Origin of the sequence: Streptomyces sp. IBSNAI002 (genome assembly GCF_052244475.1) — a bacterium.
Classification (GTDB): domain Bacteria; phylum Actinomycetota; class Actinomycetes; order Streptomycetales; family Streptomycetaceae; genus Streptomyces.
Window position 1 is genome coordinate 7502156 of the sequence record NZ_JBQPXG010000002.1, and the last position, 17669, is coordinate 7519824.

16 protein-coding genes are annotated in these 17669 nt (G+C 73.9%); 10 read left to right on the forward strand and 6 right to left on the reverse strand.

Features of this window, described 5'->3' with window-relative positions; translation table 11 throughout:
* Nucleotides 1–18 precede the first annotated feature (18 nt).
* Complete coding sequence (locus ACTVZO_RS34820; protein WP_384221514.1) at nt 19–393, forward strand: YbjQ family protein; 375 nt, start codon at nt 19–21, stop codon at nt 391–393.
* 176 nt (nt 394–569) lie between these two features.
* Complete coding sequence (locus tag ACTVZO_RS34825; protein ID WP_443302124.1) at nt 570–4028, forward strand: endo-alpha-N-acetylgalactosaminidase family protein; 3459 nt, start codon at nt 570–572, stop codon at nt 4026–4028.
* Here ACTVZO_RS34825 and ACTVZO_RS34830 read toward each other — a convergent pair.
* The gene (locus ACTVZO_RS34830) at nt 4006–4896 is read right to left on the reverse strand and encodes a helix-turn-helix domain-containing protein (protein ID WP_443302125.1); all 891 of its coding nucleotides are present in this window, start codon (nt 4894–4896) and stop codon (nt 4006–4008) included. The genes ACTVZO_RS34825 and ACTVZO_RS34830 overlap by 23 nt on opposite strands.
* Before the next feature lie 32 nt (nt 4897–4928).
* Entirely contained in the window at nt 4929–5915 is a 987-nt protein-coding gene (locus ACTVZO_RS34835; protein WP_443302126.1) for a DMT family transporter, read from the reverse strand.
* Nucleotides 5916–5944: 29 nt separating this feature from the next.
* Between ACTVZO_RS34835 and pdxR the strand changes: the two genes are divergently transcribed.
* The 4 genes from pdxR to ACTVZO_RS34855 are packed head-to-tail and all read left to right on the forward strand — an operon-like array spanning nt 5945 to nt 9218.
* Nucleotides 5945–7435, forward strand: coding sequence for a MocR-like pyridoxine biosynthesis transcription factor PdxR (pdxR, locus tag ACTVZO_RS34840; RefSeq protein WP_443302127.1), 1491 nt, complete (start codon nt 5945–5947; stop codon nt 7433–7435).
* 51 nt (nt 7436–7486) lie between these two features.
* Nucleotides 7487–7951 carry an LAETG motif-containing sortase-dependent surface protein gene (locus tag ACTVZO_RS34845; protein ID WP_443302128.1) on the forward strand — a complete coding sequence of 155 codons (465 nt, stop codon included), beginning with the start codon at nt 7487–7489 and terminating at the stop codon, nt 7949–7951.
* 8 nt (nt 7952–7959) lie between these two features.
* On the forward strand, nt 7960–8706 hold the full coding sequence (locus tag ACTVZO_RS34850) for a sigma-70 family RNA polymerase sigma factor (RefSeq protein ID WP_443302129.1): 747 nt from the start codon (nt 7960–7962) through the stop codon (nt 8704–8706).
* Nucleotides 8703–9218 (forward strand): hypothetical protein, encoded by a 516-nt coding sequence (locus ACTVZO_RS34855; RefSeq protein WP_443302130.1) that lies wholly within the window; start codon nt 8703–8705, stop codon nt 9216–9218. The genes ACTVZO_RS34850 and ACTVZO_RS34855 overlap by 4 nt, the downstream gene beginning before the upstream one ends.
* Nucleotides 9219–9541: 323 nt before the next feature.
* Here ACTVZO_RS34855 and ACTVZO_RS34860 read toward each other — a convergent pair whose 3' ends face one another.
* A complete protein-coding gene (locus tag ACTVZO_RS34860) occupies nt 9542–10750 on the reverse strand; it encodes an IS701 family transposase (protein WP_443299644.1) in 1209 nt (402 codons plus the stop codon).
* A gap of 55 nt (nt 10751–10805) precedes the next feature.
* On the reverse strand, nt 10806–11258 hold the full coding sequence (locus ACTVZO_RS34865) for a MarR family winged helix-turn-helix transcriptional regulator (RefSeq protein ID WP_443302131.1): 453 nt from the start codon (nt 11256–11258) through the stop codon (nt 10806–10808).
* 192 nt (nt 11259–11450) lie between these two features.
* Between ACTVZO_RS34865 and ACTVZO_RS34870 the strand changes: the two genes are divergently transcribed.
* The 3 genes from ACTVZO_RS34870 to ACTVZO_RS34880 all read left to right on the forward strand — a co-directional run bounded on the left by ACTVZO_RS34870 (nt 11451) and on the right by ACTVZO_RS34880 (nt 14947).
* Nucleotides 11451–12674: an MFS transporter gene (locus ACTVZO_RS34870; RefSeq protein WP_443302132.1), complete on the forward strand. Its 1224-nt coding sequence runs from the start codon at nt 11451–11453 to the stop codon at nt 12672–12674.
* A 52-nt stretch (nt 12675–12726) separates the two neighbouring features.
* Entirely contained in the window at nt 12727–13167 is a 441-nt protein-coding gene (locus ACTVZO_RS34875; protein ID WP_443302133.1) for a GlcG/HbpS family heme-binding protein, read from the forward strand.
* 103 nt (nt 13168–13270) lie between these two features.
* Entirely contained in the window at nt 13271–14947 is a 1677-nt protein-coding gene (locus tag ACTVZO_RS34880) for a beta-N-acetylhexosaminidase (protein ID WP_443302134.1), read from the forward strand.
* 18 nt (nt 14948–14965) lie between these two features.
* On the opposite strand, the gene ACTVZO_RS34885 is transcribed toward ACTVZO_RS34880, so the two are convergent.
* Nucleotides 14966–15487: a MarR family winged helix-turn-helix transcriptional regulator gene (locus ACTVZO_RS34885; RefSeq protein WP_443302135.1), complete on the reverse strand. Its 522-nt coding sequence runs from the start codon at nt 15485–15487 to the stop codon at nt 14966–14968.
* Nucleotides 15488–15622: 135 nt separating this feature from the next.
* On the opposite strand from ACTVZO_RS34885, the gene ACTVZO_RS34890 reads away from it, so the two are divergent.
* Nucleotides 15623–16687, forward strand: coding sequence for an alkene reductase (locus tag ACTVZO_RS34890; protein ID WP_443302136.1), 1065 nt, complete (start codon nt 15623–15625; stop codon nt 16685–16687).
* A 27-nt stretch (nt 16688–16714) separates the two neighbouring features.
* Here the strand turns inward: ACTVZO_RS34890 and ACTVZO_RS34895 are convergent, their stop codons facing one another.
* The gene (locus ACTVZO_RS34895; RefSeq protein ID WP_443302137.1) at nt 16715–17521 is read right to left on the reverse strand and encodes an endonuclease I family protein; all 807 of its coding nucleotides are present in this window, start codon (nt 17519–17521) and stop codon (nt 16715–16717) included.
* Nucleotides 17522–17669: the final 148 nt, after the last annotated feature.

The following is a 17669-nucleotide window of genomic DNA, read 5'->3' on the forward strand; positions in this document are numbered from 1 at the left end:
CCGGGCGACAGTGGGGCCATGGGTATCGAAGACTACGGCGGCGGCCCCGGCGCCGAGCAGACCGGTGTGCTCGTCGTGACCACCAACGACGTGCCGGGCTACCGGGTGGAACGGGTCATCGGGGAGGTCTTCGGGCTCACCGTGCGCTCCCGCCACCTCGGCAGCCAGATCGGCGCGGGCCTGAAGTCGATGATCGGCGGAGAGCTCAAGGGACTGACCAAGACCCTCGTGGAGACCCGCAACCAGGCCATGGAACGGCTGATCGACCAGGCGAAGGCGCGGGGCGCGAACGCCGTCCTGATGATGCGCTTCGACGTGACCGAAGCCGCCGACGTGGGAACCGAGGTGTGCGCCTACGGCACCGCCGTCATCCTGGTCCCGGCCTCTGGGTAGCCCCGCACCGGCACCGCCCTCCCGAGTTCGCGCGTACGTAAGTCCAGGACGGCGCTCCGCTTTGTCCATGGGTTTGCCCGGTCGCGGTCCGCAAGCTGTCAGGTCAGTGAGCGGACCGCTCGGGCCTGCGGGCCGAGCGGTCTTCCGCCAAGGAAGCGCCGACTCCCGGAGGTCCGATGCGAACCCCCCTCTGGCCGGCCGCGGCCGCGGTGGCCGGCCTGGTCGCCACCCTGCTCGTGGCCGCACCCGCCGCACCCGCCGCACCCGCCGCACGCGCCGCGGCGGCCGCACCCGTGACGATCACCTCGCCCGAACTGTCCGTCAGCGTGGACAGCGGCTTCCCCCGCGTCATCAGCTACACCCGCCGGGCCACCGGCGACGTCCTGCACGGCAACGAGGACGCGCTGAGCACCGTACTCGTCAACGGGACGAGCCACACCCCGACCGTGACCTCGGCCCCCTCCGCCTCGGGGGTGGACTACGCGCTGTCCTTCTCCGGAGTGACCGTCAGAACCCGGCTCTCGGTGACCGGTTCGGTGGTGGAGTTCAAGGTCACCGCGATCGAGGACACCGCCGCGCTGCGCGTACGCACCTTCGCGATCCCCGACCACCACCTCGTCAGCGTCCGCAGCGACCAGCCCGGCGCCGCCCTGGCCACCGCGAACATGCACACCGCCACCACCGGCACCGGGGACACCTTCACCCCCGTCACCGCGGCCACCCCCGTCGACCCCGCCGCGACCACCGTGATGTACGGGCTGGCCAACACCGGGCGGCTGGCCGCCGCCATCGACTCCAACTCCCTGTACGACACGCCCTCGGGCGGCACCGCGCGGGAGAACGGCCGGATATCCAAGCGGGTCACCGACCAGGGCGGCTACCGCCGCGCCGGCCTGTGGAGCGGAGCGTGGCTGTACCGGCCCGCGGGCGCCGCCGACACCGACACCGAGCCCCTGCCGTACGTCCGCGTCGCGATCACGGCCGACCGCAACGCGGACTCCGTCGTCGACTGGCAGGACGCCGCCGTCGCCTACCGCGACATCTGGACCCCGCCCACCGGCTGGCAGGACACCGCCGACCGCGTCGTGCAGCGGATCCCCTTCAACTTCGCCTCCCAGGCCACCCACCCCTTCGCGCAGACCCTGGACGAGACCAAGCGGGTCAACCGCGCCACCGACGGCCTCGGCCAGTTCGTCCTCCTCAAGGGCTACGCCTCCGAGGGCCACGACTCCGCGCACATGGACTACAAGAACATCGGCTCCAAGCTGGGCGGCGCCGTCGACCTGAACACCCTCACCACCGCCGGCCACGCCTACAACGCCGACTTCGGCGTGCACGTCAACGCCACCGAGGAGTACCCGGTCTCGGCCACCTTCGACCCGGCCCACCAGAGCGGCGGGCTCGGCTGGGACTGGCTGGACCAGTCGTACTACGTGGACACCCGCAAGGACGGCCAGTCCGGGGAGCGGCTGAAGCGGCTCCAGGACCTCAAGGCCGCCGCCCCGGGCCTCGACTTCCTCTACGTGGACGTCTGGTACGGCGACGGCTACGTCTCGCGGGGGCTCCAGCGCGAGATCACCGGACTGGGACTCCAGCTGACCACGGAGTTCCCCAACACCCTGACCGAGCAGTCCCTCTGGCACCACTGGGCGACCGACGTCAACTACGGCGGCAGCGACCTCAAGGGCATCAACTCCACCATCGCCCGGTTCATCGCCAACCACGCCAAGGACGACTGGATCGCCCGCAGCCCGCTGCTGGGCGGCGCCGAGATCACCGCGTACGAGGGCTGGCAGGGCAAGAAGGACTTCACCGCCTTCCTGAACACCACCTTCGCCGCCAACCTGCCGACCAAGTTCCTCCAGCAGTCCCCGATCGTGAAGTGGACCGCCGACACGGTGACCCTCGCGAACGGCACCACGGTCACCACCACGGGCAACAAGCGCCAGATCACCACGGCCGGCCGCACCGTCCTGTCCGGGGACGCCTACCTGCTGCCCCGCGACGGCAAGCTCTACCACTGGAACGACAAGGGCGGTTCCACCACCTGGACCCTGCCCGCCGGTTGGAGCGCGCCCAAGCTGTACCGGCTCACCGACACCGGCCGCGTGCCTGTCGGCGACCTCACCGTGGGCGCGGGCGGCCAGGTCACCGTCAACGCCGCCGCCCGCACCGCCTACGTGGTCACCGACGGAGCGCCGGCCGCCCAGGCAGACCCCCAGTGGGGCGAGGGCACCCCCGTCAAGGACCCCTCCTTCTACTCGGGCGGCCTGAACGCCTGGACCGTCACCGGGACCGGCGCCGCCGTCACCCGCAACGCCCAGGGCCAGAGCGAGCTCACCTTCGCCCCCGGCACCGCCCCCGCCGTCTCCCAGCAGCTCACCGGCCTCACCCCCGGCACCTACGCCGCGTCCGTCTGGGTCTCCACCCCCACCGGCCGGGCCGCCACCCTCACCGCGACCCCCGCCGGCGGCGCCGCCGCCTCCGTGTACGCCGACTCCTCACCGCTGACGAACAACGTCGGCGGCAGCGAGAAGAACGGCACCCGGATGCAGCGGATGAAGGTCCTCTTCGACGTCCCCGCCGGACAGTCCGCCGCCACCCTCCGGCTCGCCGCGGCCACCGGACCGGGCACCGTCCACCTGGACGACGTCCGCGTGGTCCGCTCCGCCCGCACCCCGCTCGCCGGGCACTGGTTCGCCGAGGACTTCGAGAACGTGGACGCCGGCTGGGGACCCTTCGCCTTCGGCGGCGCGGGCGGCTCGGCCACCGACCCGCGCACCCACATCGCCCAGCGCAACGCCCCCTACACGCAAGCCGGATGGAGCGGGAAGCCGGTCGACGACGTGATCGGCGGCCAGAACTCCCTCAAGTCGCACGAGGAGCGGACCGGACTGGTCTACCGCACCCTGCCGCAGACCCTGCGCTTCACCCCGGGCCGCTCCTACCGGGTGACCTTCCGCTACGAGACCGCGTTCAGCGGCGACTACCAGTTCGTCACCGGATCCGGTACGACCGAGACCGCCACCGCGCTGAACCAGGCCCGTACCCCCACCACCTTCACCAAGACCTTCACCGCCGGGGCCGACGCCTGGATCGGCGTACGCAAGATCACCCCCGAGGACTCCCACAACGAGGCCGACCTGATCCTCGACGACCTGGCCGTCGACGACCTCGGGCCGGTGGACGGCGGTGAACTCCTCGTACCACAGGGGCAGATGAGCGTGACGGCGGTCGACAGCCAGGAGACCGCGGGCGAGAACGGCAGCGCCGCCAACGTCCTCGACGGCGACGCGTCCACCATCTGGCACACCCAGTGGTACGCCGCCACCGCGCCCATGCCGCACGAGATCACCCTCGACCTCGGCGCCTCCTACAACGTCTCCGCCCTCCACTGCCTGCCCCGCCAGACGCAGAGCAACGGACGGATCGCCGACTACCAGGTGTTCACCTCCACCGACGGCGTCACCTGGGGCACGGCGGCCGCCTCCGGGACCTTCGCCGACACGGCCGCACAGCAGGACGCCGCCTTCACGCCGCGCACCGCGCGCTACGTGAAGCTGAGGGCCACGCGGGAGGTGGCGGGCAACCCGTGGACCTCGGTCGCCGAAATCACCGTCGGCCACGTGCCGTAGGGAGCGTCCTGCCGGCCGACTGCTGCGCCCGGAACCGCACGGGGGCCATGCCCACCCGGCGGCTGAACAGACGGCTGAAGTAGGCCGGATCCTCGTAGCCGACCCGCCGGGCCACCCCGGCGACCGGCAGGTCGGTGCGGGCGAGGAGCTCCTTCGCCCGGCTCAGCCTGATCCCGAGGAGGTACTCCTTGACCCCCTCCCCGGTGCTGCGCCGCACCGCCCAGCGCAGCTGGGGCAGGGGCATCCCCAGCCGGGCGGCGTGCTCGGCCACCGATATCGGCAGCAGGGCGTCCCGCGCGAGGGTGTCCATCACGGCGTCCCCCTGCCGGGACACCTCGGCACGGGCGTAGCGCAGCGCCACCAGCAGCCCGTGCACGGCGGCCGCGGCCTCGACCTCCAGCAGCGGGCCGCCGCGCCGGGCCGCCCGTACGATCCCGTCGACCACGTGCTGCACCCCGGCCGTCCCGCTCAGCGGCACCAGAGGCCGGTCCGGGGTCACATAGCCCAGGTCGGTGTACGCCTCCACGCTGCTGCCCGTGAAGTCGACGAAGCACTCGTCCCAGCCGGTCCGCGGATCGGGCCCGTAATGGTGCTCCACCCCCGGCACCAGCCACAGCAGCGCGGGCGCGGTCACCGGCTGCGGCGGCCGGCCGGCGTGGCTGAACCAGCCCCGGCCGCGCGTGACCACCACGGCGACGTGGTGGTCCAGCGAGCGCGGGCCCACCACCGGCAGTCCGCCCTGCTGGACCCCCACCCCGAGGCAGACCAGGCCGAGTCTGCGGTGGTTGGCGGTGGGGGAGAAGTACCGCATCCAGCTGCTGTACGGGGAACTCGTGCACGGGGCACTGCTGTACGAGGGCGTCGCCATCTGCGGATTGTGATCCACGGGGCCCGGCGCCCTCAAGGGGACGCGGGCTCCCGGTGCGGGAGCGCACCGGCCGCGGGGCGCGGCGGCCGCAGGCCCGCCGCCAGCCCGGCGACGACCACCACCAGGCCCAGCCACACCGCGGGCCACGGAACCCCGCCGCCCGTGACGACCCCGGTGCCCGCCGCGGCGAGCGGCGCGACCCCCGTCAGCAGCCCGGCCCGGCCCGAGCCCACGGCGGCCACCGTCCGGTACCACAGCAGGAACGCCACCGCCGTCACCAGGACGGCGAGGTACGCGACGGCCGCCCACTGGGCCGCGCCCTGTTCCAGCAGGTCGGCGGGGCGCTCGAAGCACACCGCGAGCCCCGCCAGCATCAGCGCCCCCATCCACACGGCGTGTACGGACACCCCCCACGGGCCGTGCCTGCGCAGCACCGGCACGGCGAGCAGGGTGAACCCCGCCTCGCAGCCCAGCGCGAGGGCCGCCCAGGCCACCCCGGCGGCGTCCGTCCGGCCCGTCCCCTCCACCAGCACGGCCCCGGCCACCACCACGGGCGCCGCCAGCAGCACCTGACGGCTGGGCCGCCGGCCCTCCAGGAACGGGCCGATCAGCCCCAGCAGGATCGGTACGGAGGCCACCGCGACGGCGATGACGGCCGGTTCGGCATGCGCGACCCCGCGCACGACGGCCACGTTGAACAGCACCAGCCCGGTCGCCGCGATCCCGGCCAGCCACAGCCACTCACGGCCGCGCGGCCGCAGCAGCGGCACCCGGGCCGCCCGGGCCAGGGCGAGCAGCAGCAGTGCGGCGGCCGTGTACCGAACGGCCTGGACGGCGAACAGCGGGGCGTCGACGAGGGTGCGCGAGACGGTGACGCTGCTGCCCACCAGCGCCATCCCGGCGATACCGGGCGCCAGGTCCCGGAAGGCGAGGGAGGGCGAACCCGCGGCCCGTGCGGGTTGCGGGGATCGCGGGGCTTGCGGGGACGTGGTGGGGTCGGTGGCCTTCATGCTCTTCATGTCCTCCAGCCTCGCGGCACAATGGTCCGGTGAGCAGGTCCAATGAAGGCGCGAAGCAGGGGTCCAAAAGCGGATCGGACTTCCTCCAGCTCGACATCGGGCAGGCCCCGCCCGGCGGCCGCACCGAATGGCTGGCGGGCCGGCTGCGCGCAGCCATCGCCGACGGCACCCTGCCGGTCGGCAGCCGGCTCCCGGCCAGCCGGGTGCTCGCCGCCGAGCTCCGCGTCTCCCGGGGGCTGGTCACCGAGGCGTACCAGCGGCTCGCGGAGACCGGCCAGGTCTCCGGCCGCGGCCGGGGCGGCACGGTCGTCGTCGCCGCCCCGCCGCCGGTGGCCGAGCCCGCCGCCGCACCCGCGCGCGGCGGACTCGTCGACGCCCTGCGGGCCGTGCCCTGCCGGATCGATCTCTCGCCCGGGGTCCCCGACCTGACGGCCTTCCCCCGTACCGCCTGGCTCCAGGCCGAGCGCCGGGTCCTCGCCGGCCTCACCCCGGCCGACTTCGGCTACGGAAACCCGCAGGGCGCGCCCGCGCTGCGCGCGGCCGTCGTCGGCTGGCTGGCCCGCAACCGGGGGATCCGCGCCGACCCCGACGAGGTGGTGGTCGTGGCCGGCGTGGCCCAGGCGCTGGGCCTGCTGGCTCAGGTCCTGCGGGAGAGCGGGGTGCGCCGCATCGCGGTGGAGGACCCGGGGTCCCTCGGGGCCCGCCAGCAGCTGGAGTACGGCCGCCTGGAGCCCGTTCCCGTACGGGTGGACGAGCTGGGGCTGGACGTGGCCGCGCTCAGGGCGAGCGGCGCCGGGGCCGTGCTGCTCACCCCGGCGCACCAGTTCCCGACCGGGGTCGTGCTCGACGGCGAGCGCCGCCGGGAGCTGCTCGGCTGGGCGGCCGGCGGGGGACTGGTGATCGAGGACGACTACGACGCCGAACACCGCTACGACCGGGCGCCCGTACCCGCGCTGCGGGCCCTGCTGCCGGAGGGCGTCTGCTACGCCGGGAGCGTCTCGAAGCTCCTGGCCCCGGCCCTGCGCCTGGGCTGGCTCCTGGTCCCGCCGCGCCTGAGCGAGGCCGTGACCGCCGCCAAGCGGTACGCCGACCTCGGCAATCCGGTCCTCGCCCAGCTGGTCCTCGCCCGGCTGATGGACTCGGGGGAGCTGGAGCGGCACCTGCGCTTCGTCCGGCGCCGCCACCGCCGCCGCCGCGACGCCATGCTCAGGGCCGTCGCGGACCGGCTGCCGGGGGCCCGGGTGCACGGCGCGGCCGCGGGGCTGCACCTGATGGTCACCTTCGACGGCGCCGCCTTCGAGGACACCGCCCTGGCCTCGGCGGCCCTGGAGCTCGGGGTCAAGACCCACCCGCTGTCCTGGCACCGCCTCGCCCCGGGCCCGCCGGGCCTGATCCTGGGCTACGCGGCCGGGTCGGCGGGCGAGATCGAGGAGGGGGTCGAGGTGCTGGGCACGGCTCTGCGAAAAATTCTCGGCCGCGGGCGGCAACCTCCCGGGGGGTCGCGCGTCGTGCGGGGGTGAAGGGTGCGGTTCCGCGCCCCGACCCCGACCCGATCGTGGAGAACCACCGTGATGAACCTGAAGCGCGTCCCCCGGACCCTCCGCCGGGCGGCCCTCACCGCGGCCGCTGCGGGGGCGGCCGTCGCCCTCGCCGGCCCGGCGGCCGCCGCCTCGGAGGGCACCGTCCCCGCCCCCGCCGCGCCCGCGTCCAGCGCGTCGCCCAGCGCCGTGCCGAAGTCGGCCGGCGCCGGCACGGCCCCGAGCCCGTCCGCGAGCGTGCCCGGCGGGGACCAGCCGAGCGCGGCCCCCAGCAAGGCCCCCGGCACGGCTCCCGGAACGGGGCCCGGTACGGCACCCGGCGAGGCTCCGAGCGCGGTCCCCAGCGACGCCCCGCAGCCGGCGGCTTCGCCCGCGGGCACCGAGCTGGCCCATACTGGCTCCTCCGCGACCACCGCCGCACTGGGGGCCGGGGCCACCCTCCTCATCGCCGCCGGCGCCGGGACCCTGTACGCCGTGCGGCGCCGCGCCAACGGCTGAGGAACCCCGTGCTCCACCTCGCACCACCCGTCGGCCCCCTCACGCCCGGTTTCCCCCGGGCGTGGCGGGGCCTGTGGTCGTTGCTGCGCCGTGACCGCTCCGCCCCGGCGGCGGAGCCCCGGCCGCACGGGCTCCCTCACGAGGGCCCGTACGGCAGCCCGTACGGCAGCCCGTACGGCAGCCCGTACGGCAGCCCGTACGGCAGCCCGTACGGCAGCCCGTACGGCAGCCCGTACGGCGACGGCGCCGCGGGCGGTCCGGGAGACGCGCCGCCCACCGTCACCGCGCTGTACCACGCGCACCGGCTGCGCATGGTCCGGCTGGCGGTGCTCCTCGTCGACGACCTGGCCACCGCCGAGGACGTGGTCCAGGACGCCTTCACGGCGCTGTACCGCCGCCACGGGGAGCAGATCACCGAGGTGGACAACGCCCTGGGCTACCTGCGCACCTCCGTCGTCAACACCTCGCGCTCGGTCCTGCGCCGACGGCGGACGGTCCGGGCCTGGACCCCGCCCGCACCGGCGGACGTACCGTCCGCGGAGGCGCACGTGGTCCTGGACGAGGCGCACCGCGAGGTGCTCGCCGCGCTCGGCCGGCTGACCCCGCGCCGCCGTCAGGTGCTGGTGCTGCGGTACTGGGCGGAGCTCAGCGAGGCGGAGATCGCGAGCACCCTCGGGATCAGCCGCGGAGCGGTGAAGTCGAACGCGAGCAGGGCCCTGGACGCACTGGAACGGATTCTGGAGGGACGGGTATGACGTACGGCGAACGTTCCCCCGAACGCCCCGTCGAGCGCAGGCTGCGCGAGGCGATGGACGCCCGCGCGGCCGGGATCACGGTCCGCGAGCTGCGTCCCGCCGATCCGCCGGGGCCGCACGTACGCGGGTTCCCGGCGCTGCGGCTGCGCCGGCTCGCCCTGCCGCTGGCCGGGCTGGCCGCCGCGGCGGCGGCCGTGGCCGGCTACCTGGTGCTGGCGCCGGACCCCGCTCCGGTCCGCCCGGTGCCGCCCGCCGCCCCGCCCGAGATCGGGCCGCCGGCGCCCCCGGTGCCCTCCTCGCCGGCCCCTTCCGTGAGCCCGGGGACGGGCTCCGAGCCGGGCCCGGAGCCGAGCGCCTCGCCCTCCTCGGAGCCGGACCCGGCGGGGAGCGCGCCGTCGGCGCCGGCGGGGGCCCCGCTCCCGCCGTCGAAGTCCGCGACCCCGTCGGCGGCCCGGCCCACGAGCTTCCGCTCGGTACCGTCCCCGGCGTCCCCGAGCCCCCCGCGGGCCTAGACGAGCCGGCGGCTCCGGGGACACGTCCCTGGGGCCTGTCGTCAACCTCCCGTCTGCCCCGCGACGCCTGGCACGCGCTCTCGCCGCACCGGGCGAAAGCAAAGTACGTCCAGTACGCGTGCTTCCGCCCGGCGCACCGAGAGCACGCACCAGACGCCGCAGGGCCGCCCTCCGGGCGACGACGGGAGTTTGACGACAGGCCCTAGTAGGGCTTTGTTAGGTGCTGTCGTAGGGCTGCCAGGGGACGGTTTGCTGGCATGTGGGGCAGGCGCCGGTCCAGGTGGCGAGTAGGTGTTGGAGGAGGTCCAGGGCCTGGTAGAGGGTCAGGCCCTGGCAGGGGCTTTTGGGCTGCTCCGCTGTTCGGTGAGGAACAGGTGGGCTGCGGTGACGAGGGTGACGTGCCGGTGCCAGCCGGTGAACGAACGGCCCTCGAAGTGGTCCAGTCCCAGGGCTGTTTTCAGCTCGCGGTAGTCGTGCTCGATCCGCCAGCGGGACTTCGCCAGACGGACCAGGTCCTTGGCGGGAAGGCCGGCGGGCAGGTTCGAGATCCAGTACTTGACCGGCTCGGCCTCGCCCTCGGGCCACTGGGCGATCAGCCAGACGAGCGGGATCGTGCCGTCCTCAGCAGGCTTGGGCCGCCGGCCGGCGAGGCGGACCCTCAGGAAGACGAAGTGCGAGCTCATCGCCGCTTTCGAGCCCTTGCGCCAGGTCACGGCCCGGCCCCGGTGGCGTCCGGCAGTCAGCACATGCTCGCGTAAGGACACCGGCCGCGTGCGGTATCGGGGCAGCGGGCGGGGCCCGAGCCCGCCATAGCCGGGCTGGTGCGGCACGGCGTCCTCGCCGTGGGCGGTCATCTCGCCCTTGACCTGCAGGACGTAGGCCAGCCCGCGGTCTTCCAGACCGTGGCGGAAATCGGCGTTCGCACCGTAACCGGTGTCCGCGACCAGGGCGGCCGGCCGGAGGCCGATCCCGGCGAGTTCGTCGAGCATCTCCAGCGCGAGTTGCCACTTCGGGCGGTGGTATTCGCTCTCGGGGATCCGGCAGGCCGCCCGGCGCTGGGCCGCCTCAGGCCCGTCCCACGACTGCGGCAGGAACAACCGCCAAGACAGCGGGCACGAGGCGGTGTCGGAGGCGGCATGGACACTGACGCCGATCTGGCAGTTGCCGACCTTGCCCAGGGTGCCCGAGTACTGGCGGGCAACCCCGGGCGATGCCTTGCCGTCCTTGGGGAAACCGGTGTCATCGACCACCCACACCTGCGGGCGCACCGCCTGCACAGCCCGCCACGCCAGCCCGGCCCGCACGTCCTTCACCGGCCAGGTCGAGGAGGTCATGAACTGCTGCAACTGCTGGTGGTCGACCCCGAGGCGTTCGGCCATCGGCTGCATCGACTTCCTGCGGCCGTCCAGCAGCAGCCCCCGCAGGTACAACTGGCCCTTCGCCTGCCAGTCCGGCCGCACCAACGGCGCGAACACCTCGGAGGCGAACTCCTCCAACCGGACCCGAACCGCGGCAAGCTCCCCAGCCCTCATACAACCAGCGAACTACCGAACACCCGACGTGACAAGACCCGCTAACAAAGCACTACTAGGACCGGGTGTTCTCCACCACCGCGACCAGCGGGGCCAGTTGCGGATTGAGCGCGGCCTCGTCCAGCGCCTCGCGCAGCGCGGTGTCGTTCGTGGGCCGGGCGGCGGCCAGCAGGGCCAGGCCCGCCTCGCTCACGTCGGTGTAGATGCCCCGCCGGTCGGTGTCGCAGAGGTAGCGGCTCAGCAGACCGCGGTCCTCGAGACGGCTGACCAGGCGGGTGGTCGCGCTCTGGCTGAGCAGCACCGAGTCGGCGACCTGGTGCATGCGCAGGTGCCCGCCCGGCCCGTTGTGCTGCCGGCTCAGGACGTCGAGCAGCGAGAACTCGCGCACGCTGAGGGCGTGGCCCGCCTGGAGGGCGCGTTCGATGTGCGACTCGATCCGCCCGTGCAGCAGGGAGAGGGCGCACCAGCCCTGGGAGAGGGCGGTGAGCGCGCTGTCCGTGGCCGTCATGGGCTCCTCCTTCTGAGCGGATACCGCGTGTGACCACCAGGATAGGCCACGCGTGCAATAGCCCGCGCTTGCAAATATCCCGCGTCTGCAATTAATGTGTACGCATGTAAGCGGCGACAGCAACGTATATCGCCCCCGGTGGCCGCGGCCACCCCCGCACCGCACCCCCTCCCGCCGAAGGACACCTCCCTCATGCCTCTCGCCCTCCTCGCCCTCGCCATCGGGGCCTTCGGGATCGGCACCACCGAGTTCGTGATCATGGGCCTGCTGCCCGAGGTCGCCGGCGACTACGGAGTCTCGATCCCCACCGCGGGCTTCCTGGTCACCGGCTACGCCCTCGGCGTGGTCCTCGGCGCACCGCTGATGACCGTGCTCGGCACGCGCATCCCCCGCAAGCGGATGCTGATGCTGCTCATGGGCCTGTTCATCGTGGGCAACGTGCTCTCCGCGCTCGCCCCCGCCTTCGGGGTCATGCTCGCCGGCCGTGTCGTCGCCTCGCTCGCCCACGGCGCCTTCTTCGGCATCGGCGCGGTCGTCGCCGCCGAACTCGTCGCCCCCGAGAAGAAGGCCGGAGCCATCGCCATGATGTTCACCGGCCTGACGGTGGCCAACGTGGTGGGCGTCCCGCTCGGCACCCTCGTCGGCCAGACCCTCGGCTGGCGCGTCACCTTCCTGATCGTCGCCGGGCTCGGCGTCCTCGGCCTGCTCGGCATCGCCCGGCTGGTCCCCGAACTGCCCCGGCCCGAAGGCGGCGTACGGATCCGCAGCGAGCTGGCCGCCTTCCGCAACGTGCAGGTGCTGCTGGCGATGGCGATGACCGTGCTCGGCTTCGGCGGCGTGTTCGCCGCGATCACCTACATCACCCCGATGATGACCAACGTGGCGGGCTTCGCCGACTCCTCCGTCACCTGGCTCCTCGTCCTCTTCGGCCTGGGCATGGTCGCGGGCAACCTCGTCGGCGGCCGGTACGCCGACCGTGCGCTGATGCCGATGCTGTACGTCTCCCTGGGCGCGCTCGCCGTCACCCTGGCCGTCTTCACCCTCACCGCCCACACCAAGGCGGGCGCCGCCGTCACCGTCGTGCTCATCGGCGCCCTCGGCTTCGCCACCGTGCCCCCGCTCCAGAAGCGGGTCCTCGACCAGGCCGCGGGCGCCCCGACCCTGGCCTCGGCCGTCAACATCGGCGCCTTCAACCTGGGCAACGCCCTGGCCGCCTGGCTCGGCGGCCTCGTGATCGCCGCCGGCCTCGGCTGGACCGCCCCGAACTGGGTCGGCGCGGCGCTGGCCGCCTCCGCCCTGGTGCTCGCCCTGGTGTCCGGCGCCCTGGAGCGGCGCACGGCCGGCGGCGCGGCCCACGGCGGCCGGGTCGCTGCCGCGGCCCCCGGGGCGGCCGCCCCCGTACCCGCCCACCACTGATCCGCCCCGTTCCCCCGTTCCCCGTACGCCCCCCTCGCGAGGAGAAGTCCGCATGTCCAGCACCACCAGCACCATCACCCGCACCGCCGTCGCCCCGCTGACCACCGAGGACGCCGAGCTGCTCCTCGCCGCCGCCACGGCCGCCGCCGAGGCGGCCGGGGCCACCGTCAGCGTCACCGTCCTCGACGCGGGCGGCCACCTGCTCGCCTTCCGCCGCGACGACCGGGCCGTGCTGATCTCCGGCGAGACCAGCACCCGCAAGGCCTTCACGGCGCTCCAGCTGAACGCGCCCACCGCCGACCTGGTCGCCGCCGTCCAGCCCGGCGCCCCCTTCCACACCCTGCCCACGGCCCTCGACCGTCCGCTGCTGTTCATCGCCGGCGGGCTGCCCGTGCACCGCGACGGCCGCCTGATCGGCGCCATCGGCGTCGGTGGCGGCGCCCCCGAGCAGGACCACGGCTTCGCCGCCACCGCGCTCGACGCCCTGGCCTGAGGCCCTGGCCCGAGACCGCCCCGGCCCGAGACCGCCCGGTCGCGCGCCCGTGTCCCCCGTGCCAGGTTGGTGCGGGGGACACGCGCGCATGGGACACGGGCGCATGATCCGGAATCCGAGGTTTCACGTGAGAGGCCACGCCATAGCGACGGCCGCGCTGGCCGCGCTGGCCGCGCTGGCCGCGCTGGTCACCTGCGCCACCGCGGCCTGCACGGCCGCCTCCGACGAGGCGCGCGCCCCGGCGACGCCGACCGCCACGACCTCCGGAGCGAGCACTTCGGCCGGTTCCGCGGCCCCCGCCGCGCAGCCCACCCCGGCCGCCCCGTCCCCGACGCCCTCCTACGCCCTGTCCACCGCCCCGCGCACCATCCCCGCCGTACGGGAGCACGTGCCCGCCCGGGGTCCCGGCTGGAAGCCCGCTCCCGGGGCGCGGGTCGTCGTCGCGCCCGGCGACAAGGGCGCCCTGTCCGACGAGGGCAGGCTGCTCGCCGGTGAACTGGGCATGGGGTACGCCGAATCGGCGGAGCCCGGCCCGGGCGACGTGCACCTGGCCCTCGGCGCCGAGGGCTCCGGCCCGGCCGAGTCGTACACCCTCGACGTCAAGGACGGCCGGGTCCGCATCACCGGCCCCGACGAGGCGGGCGTCTTCTACGGCACCCGCACCCTCAAACAGGCCGTGAGCAGCGCCGGTTCGGCCCCCGAGGGCACCGTGCGCGACGGCCCGGCCGAGCCGCAGCGCGGCCTCAACCTCGACATCGCGCGCAAGCACTTCACCCCCGACTGGATCAAGGACCGGCTGCGCGGGATGGCCGACCTGAAACTCAACCAACTCGGCCTGCACTTCTCCGACGACCAGGCCTTCCGCATCGAGTCCGACAGCCACCCCGAGATCGTCTCCACCCCGCACCTCACCAAGGCGCAGGTGCGCGGCATCACCGCACTCGCCGCCCGCCTGCACATCACCGTCGTCCCGGAGATCGACTCGCCCGGACACCTCGGCGCGGTGCTGCGCGCGCACCCGGGCCTCCAGCTGCGCGACGCGCAGGGCAGGGCGGTGAAGGGGGCGGTGGACATAGCCGACCCCGCGTCCGCGAAGCTCATCGACGAACTGCTCCGGGAGTACCGGCCGTTGTTCCCCGGCGGGGCCTGGCACCTGGGCGCCGACGAGTACCAGGCGCTGGTGGTCCGCGATCCGGAGGCCTCGTTCCCGCAGCTCGCCGCCGCGGCGCGGGAGCGGTACGGGCCGAACGCCCGGGTGCAGGACCTGGCCACGGGCTGGCTGGGCGACCGGGCGGACACCGTGCGCCCGTCGGGCAAGGCGCTGAAGGCGTGGAACGACGGGTTCTTCGCCGGAGGGGTGGCGAAGGCGGCCGACGACATCCAGGTCGAGTACTGGACCGGCAAGGAGACGGGCGCCCGCCCGCCGCTCGAGTACCTGCGCGAGGGCCGCAAGCTGGTGAACCTCAACGACGAGTACCTGTACTACGTGCTGGGCGAGCCCAACCAGTTCACCTACCCCACCGGGCAGCGCATCTACGAGCAGTGGACCCCGCTGGTCCTGCGCGGCAGCACGGCCGTCCCGGCGCGGTACGCGGACCAGATCCTGGGCGGGCGGCTCGCCGTCTGGGCCGACCTGTCCGGCGCCCAGACCCAGGACCAGGTGGCGGCCGGCATCCGGATGCCGCTGGCCGCGCTCTCCCAGAAGGTGTGGGACGCCCGCACCCCGGCCGTGCCGTGGTCCGGGTTCCGGGACCTGGCCGACCGCCTGGACCCGCCGTAGCGCGCCTGGCCCCTGGCCCTAGCAGGCGCTGTCGCAGTCCCCGTCCCCGCTCCGGGCGAGCTCGGTGCACAGCGTGGTCTCCACCTTGCCCAGCAGACGGGTCAGTTCGGCGCTCTCGGACGCGTCGAGGCCGGCCAGTGTCTGGCGTTCCAGTTCGCCCCAGGCCCGGCGCACCTCGAAGAGCAGCCCGCAGCTGGTCTCCGTCGCCTCGACCAGAGAGGCGCGGCGGTCGGCCGGGTCGGGGCGGCGCCGGACATGGCCGGCCTGTTCGAGGCGCTGGAGCATCTTCGTCACCGTCGACGGGTCGAGGCCGACCGCTTTGATCAGCTCGGACTGGCGCACGGCCCCGCTGTCCCACAGGTGCATCATCAGGAACTCCTGTCCCGGATGCAGTCCCAGATCCCGTAGCGCCCGGCCCGCGGCGATCCGGTGGAGCCGGGCCACGCGGCTGATGGCGTGACTGACCGGCCCGTCCAGTACCGCCCCGGGCACCGGACAGACGGGTTCGGTGCGCGGTTCCCCGGCTGCTTGCGCGGTCATGGCGGTGGTCCTCTTCTCGTCTCCGGCGGGAAATCCTACCCGCCCCCCAGATTTTACCTTGGTCGGCCAAGTAATGGGGTACGCTGCCTCTCACGGGCCATTCGTTGGCCGACCAATTAACTCTGTGAGGCAGATATGACCAGCGCATTCGAGCCCGTCCACCTCGCCGGCGGGCTCCTCCCCAACCGCATCGCCCTGGCTCCCATGACCCGGAGCCGCGCGGCCGAGGGCGGAATCGCCACCGGCCTCGTCGCCGAGTACTACACCCAGCGCGCCTCCGCCGGACTGATCATCAGCGAGGGGATCCAGCCCTCCGCCGTCGGGCAGGGCTACCCCTTCACCCCCGGCCTGCACACCGCCGAGCAGGTCGCGGCCTGGCGCGGGGTCACCGGCTCGGTGCACGCCGCGGGCGGCCGGATCTTCGCGCAGATCATGCACTCGGGCCGGATCGGCCACCCGTCGCTGCTGCCCGACGGCCTCGTCCCCGTGGCGCCCTCCGCCCTCGCCGCCGAGGGCCAGGTCTTCACCGCGGACGGCCTCAAGGACTACGTGACCCCGCACGAGCTGACCGGCGCCGAGGTGCGGGCGACCATCGCCGACTACGCCGAGGCCGCCCGCAACGCCGTGGAAGCCGGCTTCGACGGCGTCGAGCTGCACGGGGCCAACGGCTACCTGATCCACCAGTTCCTGGCCCCGGGCTCGAACCTGCGCACCGACGAGTGGGGCGGCGCCACCGAGAACCGCGTCCGCTTCGCCGTGGAGGTGGTCAAGGCGGTCGCCGCCGCGATCGGCGCCGAGCGCACCGCGCTGCGCGTCTCGCCCGGCAACCCGTACAACGGCATCTCCGAGCCCGACCCGCAGCCCGTCTACGAGGCCCTGGTCAAGGAGATCGACGGGCTCGGCCTGGCCTACCTGCACGTCATGGAGTACGGCCCGGAGGTCCGGGAGACCACCCTCGCCCTGCGCAAGCAGTTCTCCGGCCCGCTCGTGCTGAACCCGGCGACCGAGGGCCCCACCGACCACCGGGCACTCACCCTGATCGAGGACGGCACCGCCGACCTGCTCGCCTTCGGGGCCCTCTTCCTGGCCAACCCCGACCTTCCGGAGCGGCTGCGCACGCAGGGCCCGTACAACACCCCGGACCCCGCCACCTTCTTCGGCGGAGACGCCCGCGGGTACACGGACTACCCGGCCCTGTGAGGGCCGGGCGCTCCGGGCCGGATGCGGTCACCAGATGGAGGCGACCCACTCCGGGTGGTCGATGAACGGGTTCCGGTTGTGCTGGTAGACATCGAAGATGACCTGGTTGCGGCGCTGCTCGAAGGCGTCCGGCGGGTCCATCTGGTGCCACTGCTTCAGCACGCTGATCCGGCCGTGGGCGGGGGCGGAGCCGTTGCCGACCCGGTCGTTCAGTTCCAGGTTCGCGAAGCCGTCGCCGCCCTCGTAACGGACGGCCATGTAGAGGAGCATCCGGGCGACGTCACCCTTGACCGCGTTGCGCGGCTCGAAGGAGTCGGCGTCGGTGAGGCTGCCGGGGGCCTCGCCGACGGGGCTGCCGCCCCGGTCGAAGTCCTTGTTGCCCCGGGTGCTGTTGACGGTGACGTCCTCGGGGCGCAGGTGGTGCAGGTCGGTGCCCGGGCCGGTCGCGGTGCCGAAGTCGCCGTGGCTCTTGGCCCAGACGTGCTCGCGGTTCCAGTCGTTGGCCCCGCCGCCGTTGGTGGACTTCGACTGGGATCGGCCGGAGTAGAGCAGGATGACGTTGTTCGGGTTCGCCGGGTCCTGGTCCGTCACCTTCAGGGCGTTCCACACGCCGTCGTAGGTCACCTTGGACTGGTTCTTGATGATGCCGTGCAGGGCGGCCTTCAGGGCCGCGCCGGTCTTGCCCTCGGCGGCGGCGTAGTAGCTGTCGGCCGCGGCCGCGTCCGGGCGGGGTTCCGCCGTTTGCGGCTGCCCGGCGGAGGCGGCGGCCGGTATGGCGAACAGGGCGGCCGCGGCGAGGCCGGCGGCCCAGGGAGTCAGGCGCGAGATTCTCATGACGTGGGGGATGCCTCTCCACAAGCACCGTCCCCGCCCGGGGATTTGGCGGGGTGTCAGGTGGCAGAGCGAGGCTCACATTGTCATGTGCCGTACAGGTGAAAACCATGTGTCGGGAGCGCGGACCTTGGCGGGTGTGCGGGCAGCG

What these genes read in the sequence shown, in the direction of transcription:
- ACTVZO_RS34865 (WP_443302131.1), bottom strand. Translation starts at nt 11,258, where the DNA reads ATGACGGCCACGGACAGCGCGCTCACCGCCCTCTCCCAGGGCTGGTGC.
- ACTVZO_RS34880 (WP_443302134.1), top strand. Translation starts at nt 13,271, where the DNA reads ATGATCCGGAATCCGAGGTTTCACGTGAGAGGCCACGCCATAGCGACG.
- ACTVZO_RS34855 (WP_443302130.1), top strand. Translation starts at nt 8,703, where the DNA reads ATGACGTACGGCGAACGTTCCCCCGAACGCCCCGTCGAGCGCAGGCTG.
- ACTVZO_RS34870 (WP_443302132.1), top strand. Translation starts at nt 11,451, where the DNA reads ATGCCTCTCGCCCTCCTCGCCCTCGCCATCGGGGCCTTCGGGATCGGC.
- ACTVZO_RS34820 (WP_384221514.1), top strand. Translation starts at nt 19, where the DNA reads ATGGGTATCGAAGACTACGGCGGCGGCCCCGGCGCCGAGCAGACCGGT.
- ACTVZO_RS34845 (WP_443302128.1), top strand. Translation starts at nt 7,487, where the DNA reads ATGAACCTGAAGCGCGTCCCCCGGACCCTCCGCCGGGCGGCCCTCACC.
- ACTVZO_RS34835 (WP_443302126.1), bottom strand. Translation starts at nt 5,915, where the DNA reads ATGAAGAGCATGAAGGCCACCGACCCCACCACGTCCCCGCAAGCCCCG.
- ACTVZO_RS34860 (WP_443299644.1), bottom strand. Translation starts at nt 10,750, where the DNA reads ATGAGGGCTGGGGAGCTTGCCGCGGTTCGGGTCCGGTTGGAGGAGTTC.
- ACTVZO_RS34830 (WP_443302125.1), bottom strand. Translation starts at nt 4,896, where the DNA reads ATGGCGACGCCCTCGTACAGCAGTGCCCCGTGCACGAGTTCCCCGTAC.
- ACTVZO_RS34890 (WP_443302136.1), top strand. Translation starts at nt 15,623, where the DNA reads ATGACCAGCGCATTCGAGCCCGTCCACCTCGCCGGCGGGCTCCTCCCC.
- ACTVZO_RS34875 (WP_443302133.1), top strand. Translation starts at nt 12,727, where the DNA reads ATGTCCAGCACCACCAGCACCATCACCCGCACCGCCGTCGCCCCGCTG.
- ACTVZO_RS34895 (WP_443302137.1), bottom strand. Translation starts at nt 17,521, where the DNA reads ATGAGAATCTCGCGCCTGACTCCCTGGGCCGCCGGCCTCGCCGCGGCC.
- ACTVZO_RS34885 (WP_443302135.1), bottom strand. Translation starts at nt 15,487, where the DNA reads ATGACCGCGCAAGCAGCCGGGGAACCGCGCACCGAACCCGTCTGTCCG.
- ACTVZO_RS34825 (WP_443302124.1), top strand. Translation starts at nt 570, where the DNA reads ATGCGAACCCCCCTCTGGCCGGCCGCGGCCGCGGTGGCCGGCCTGGTC.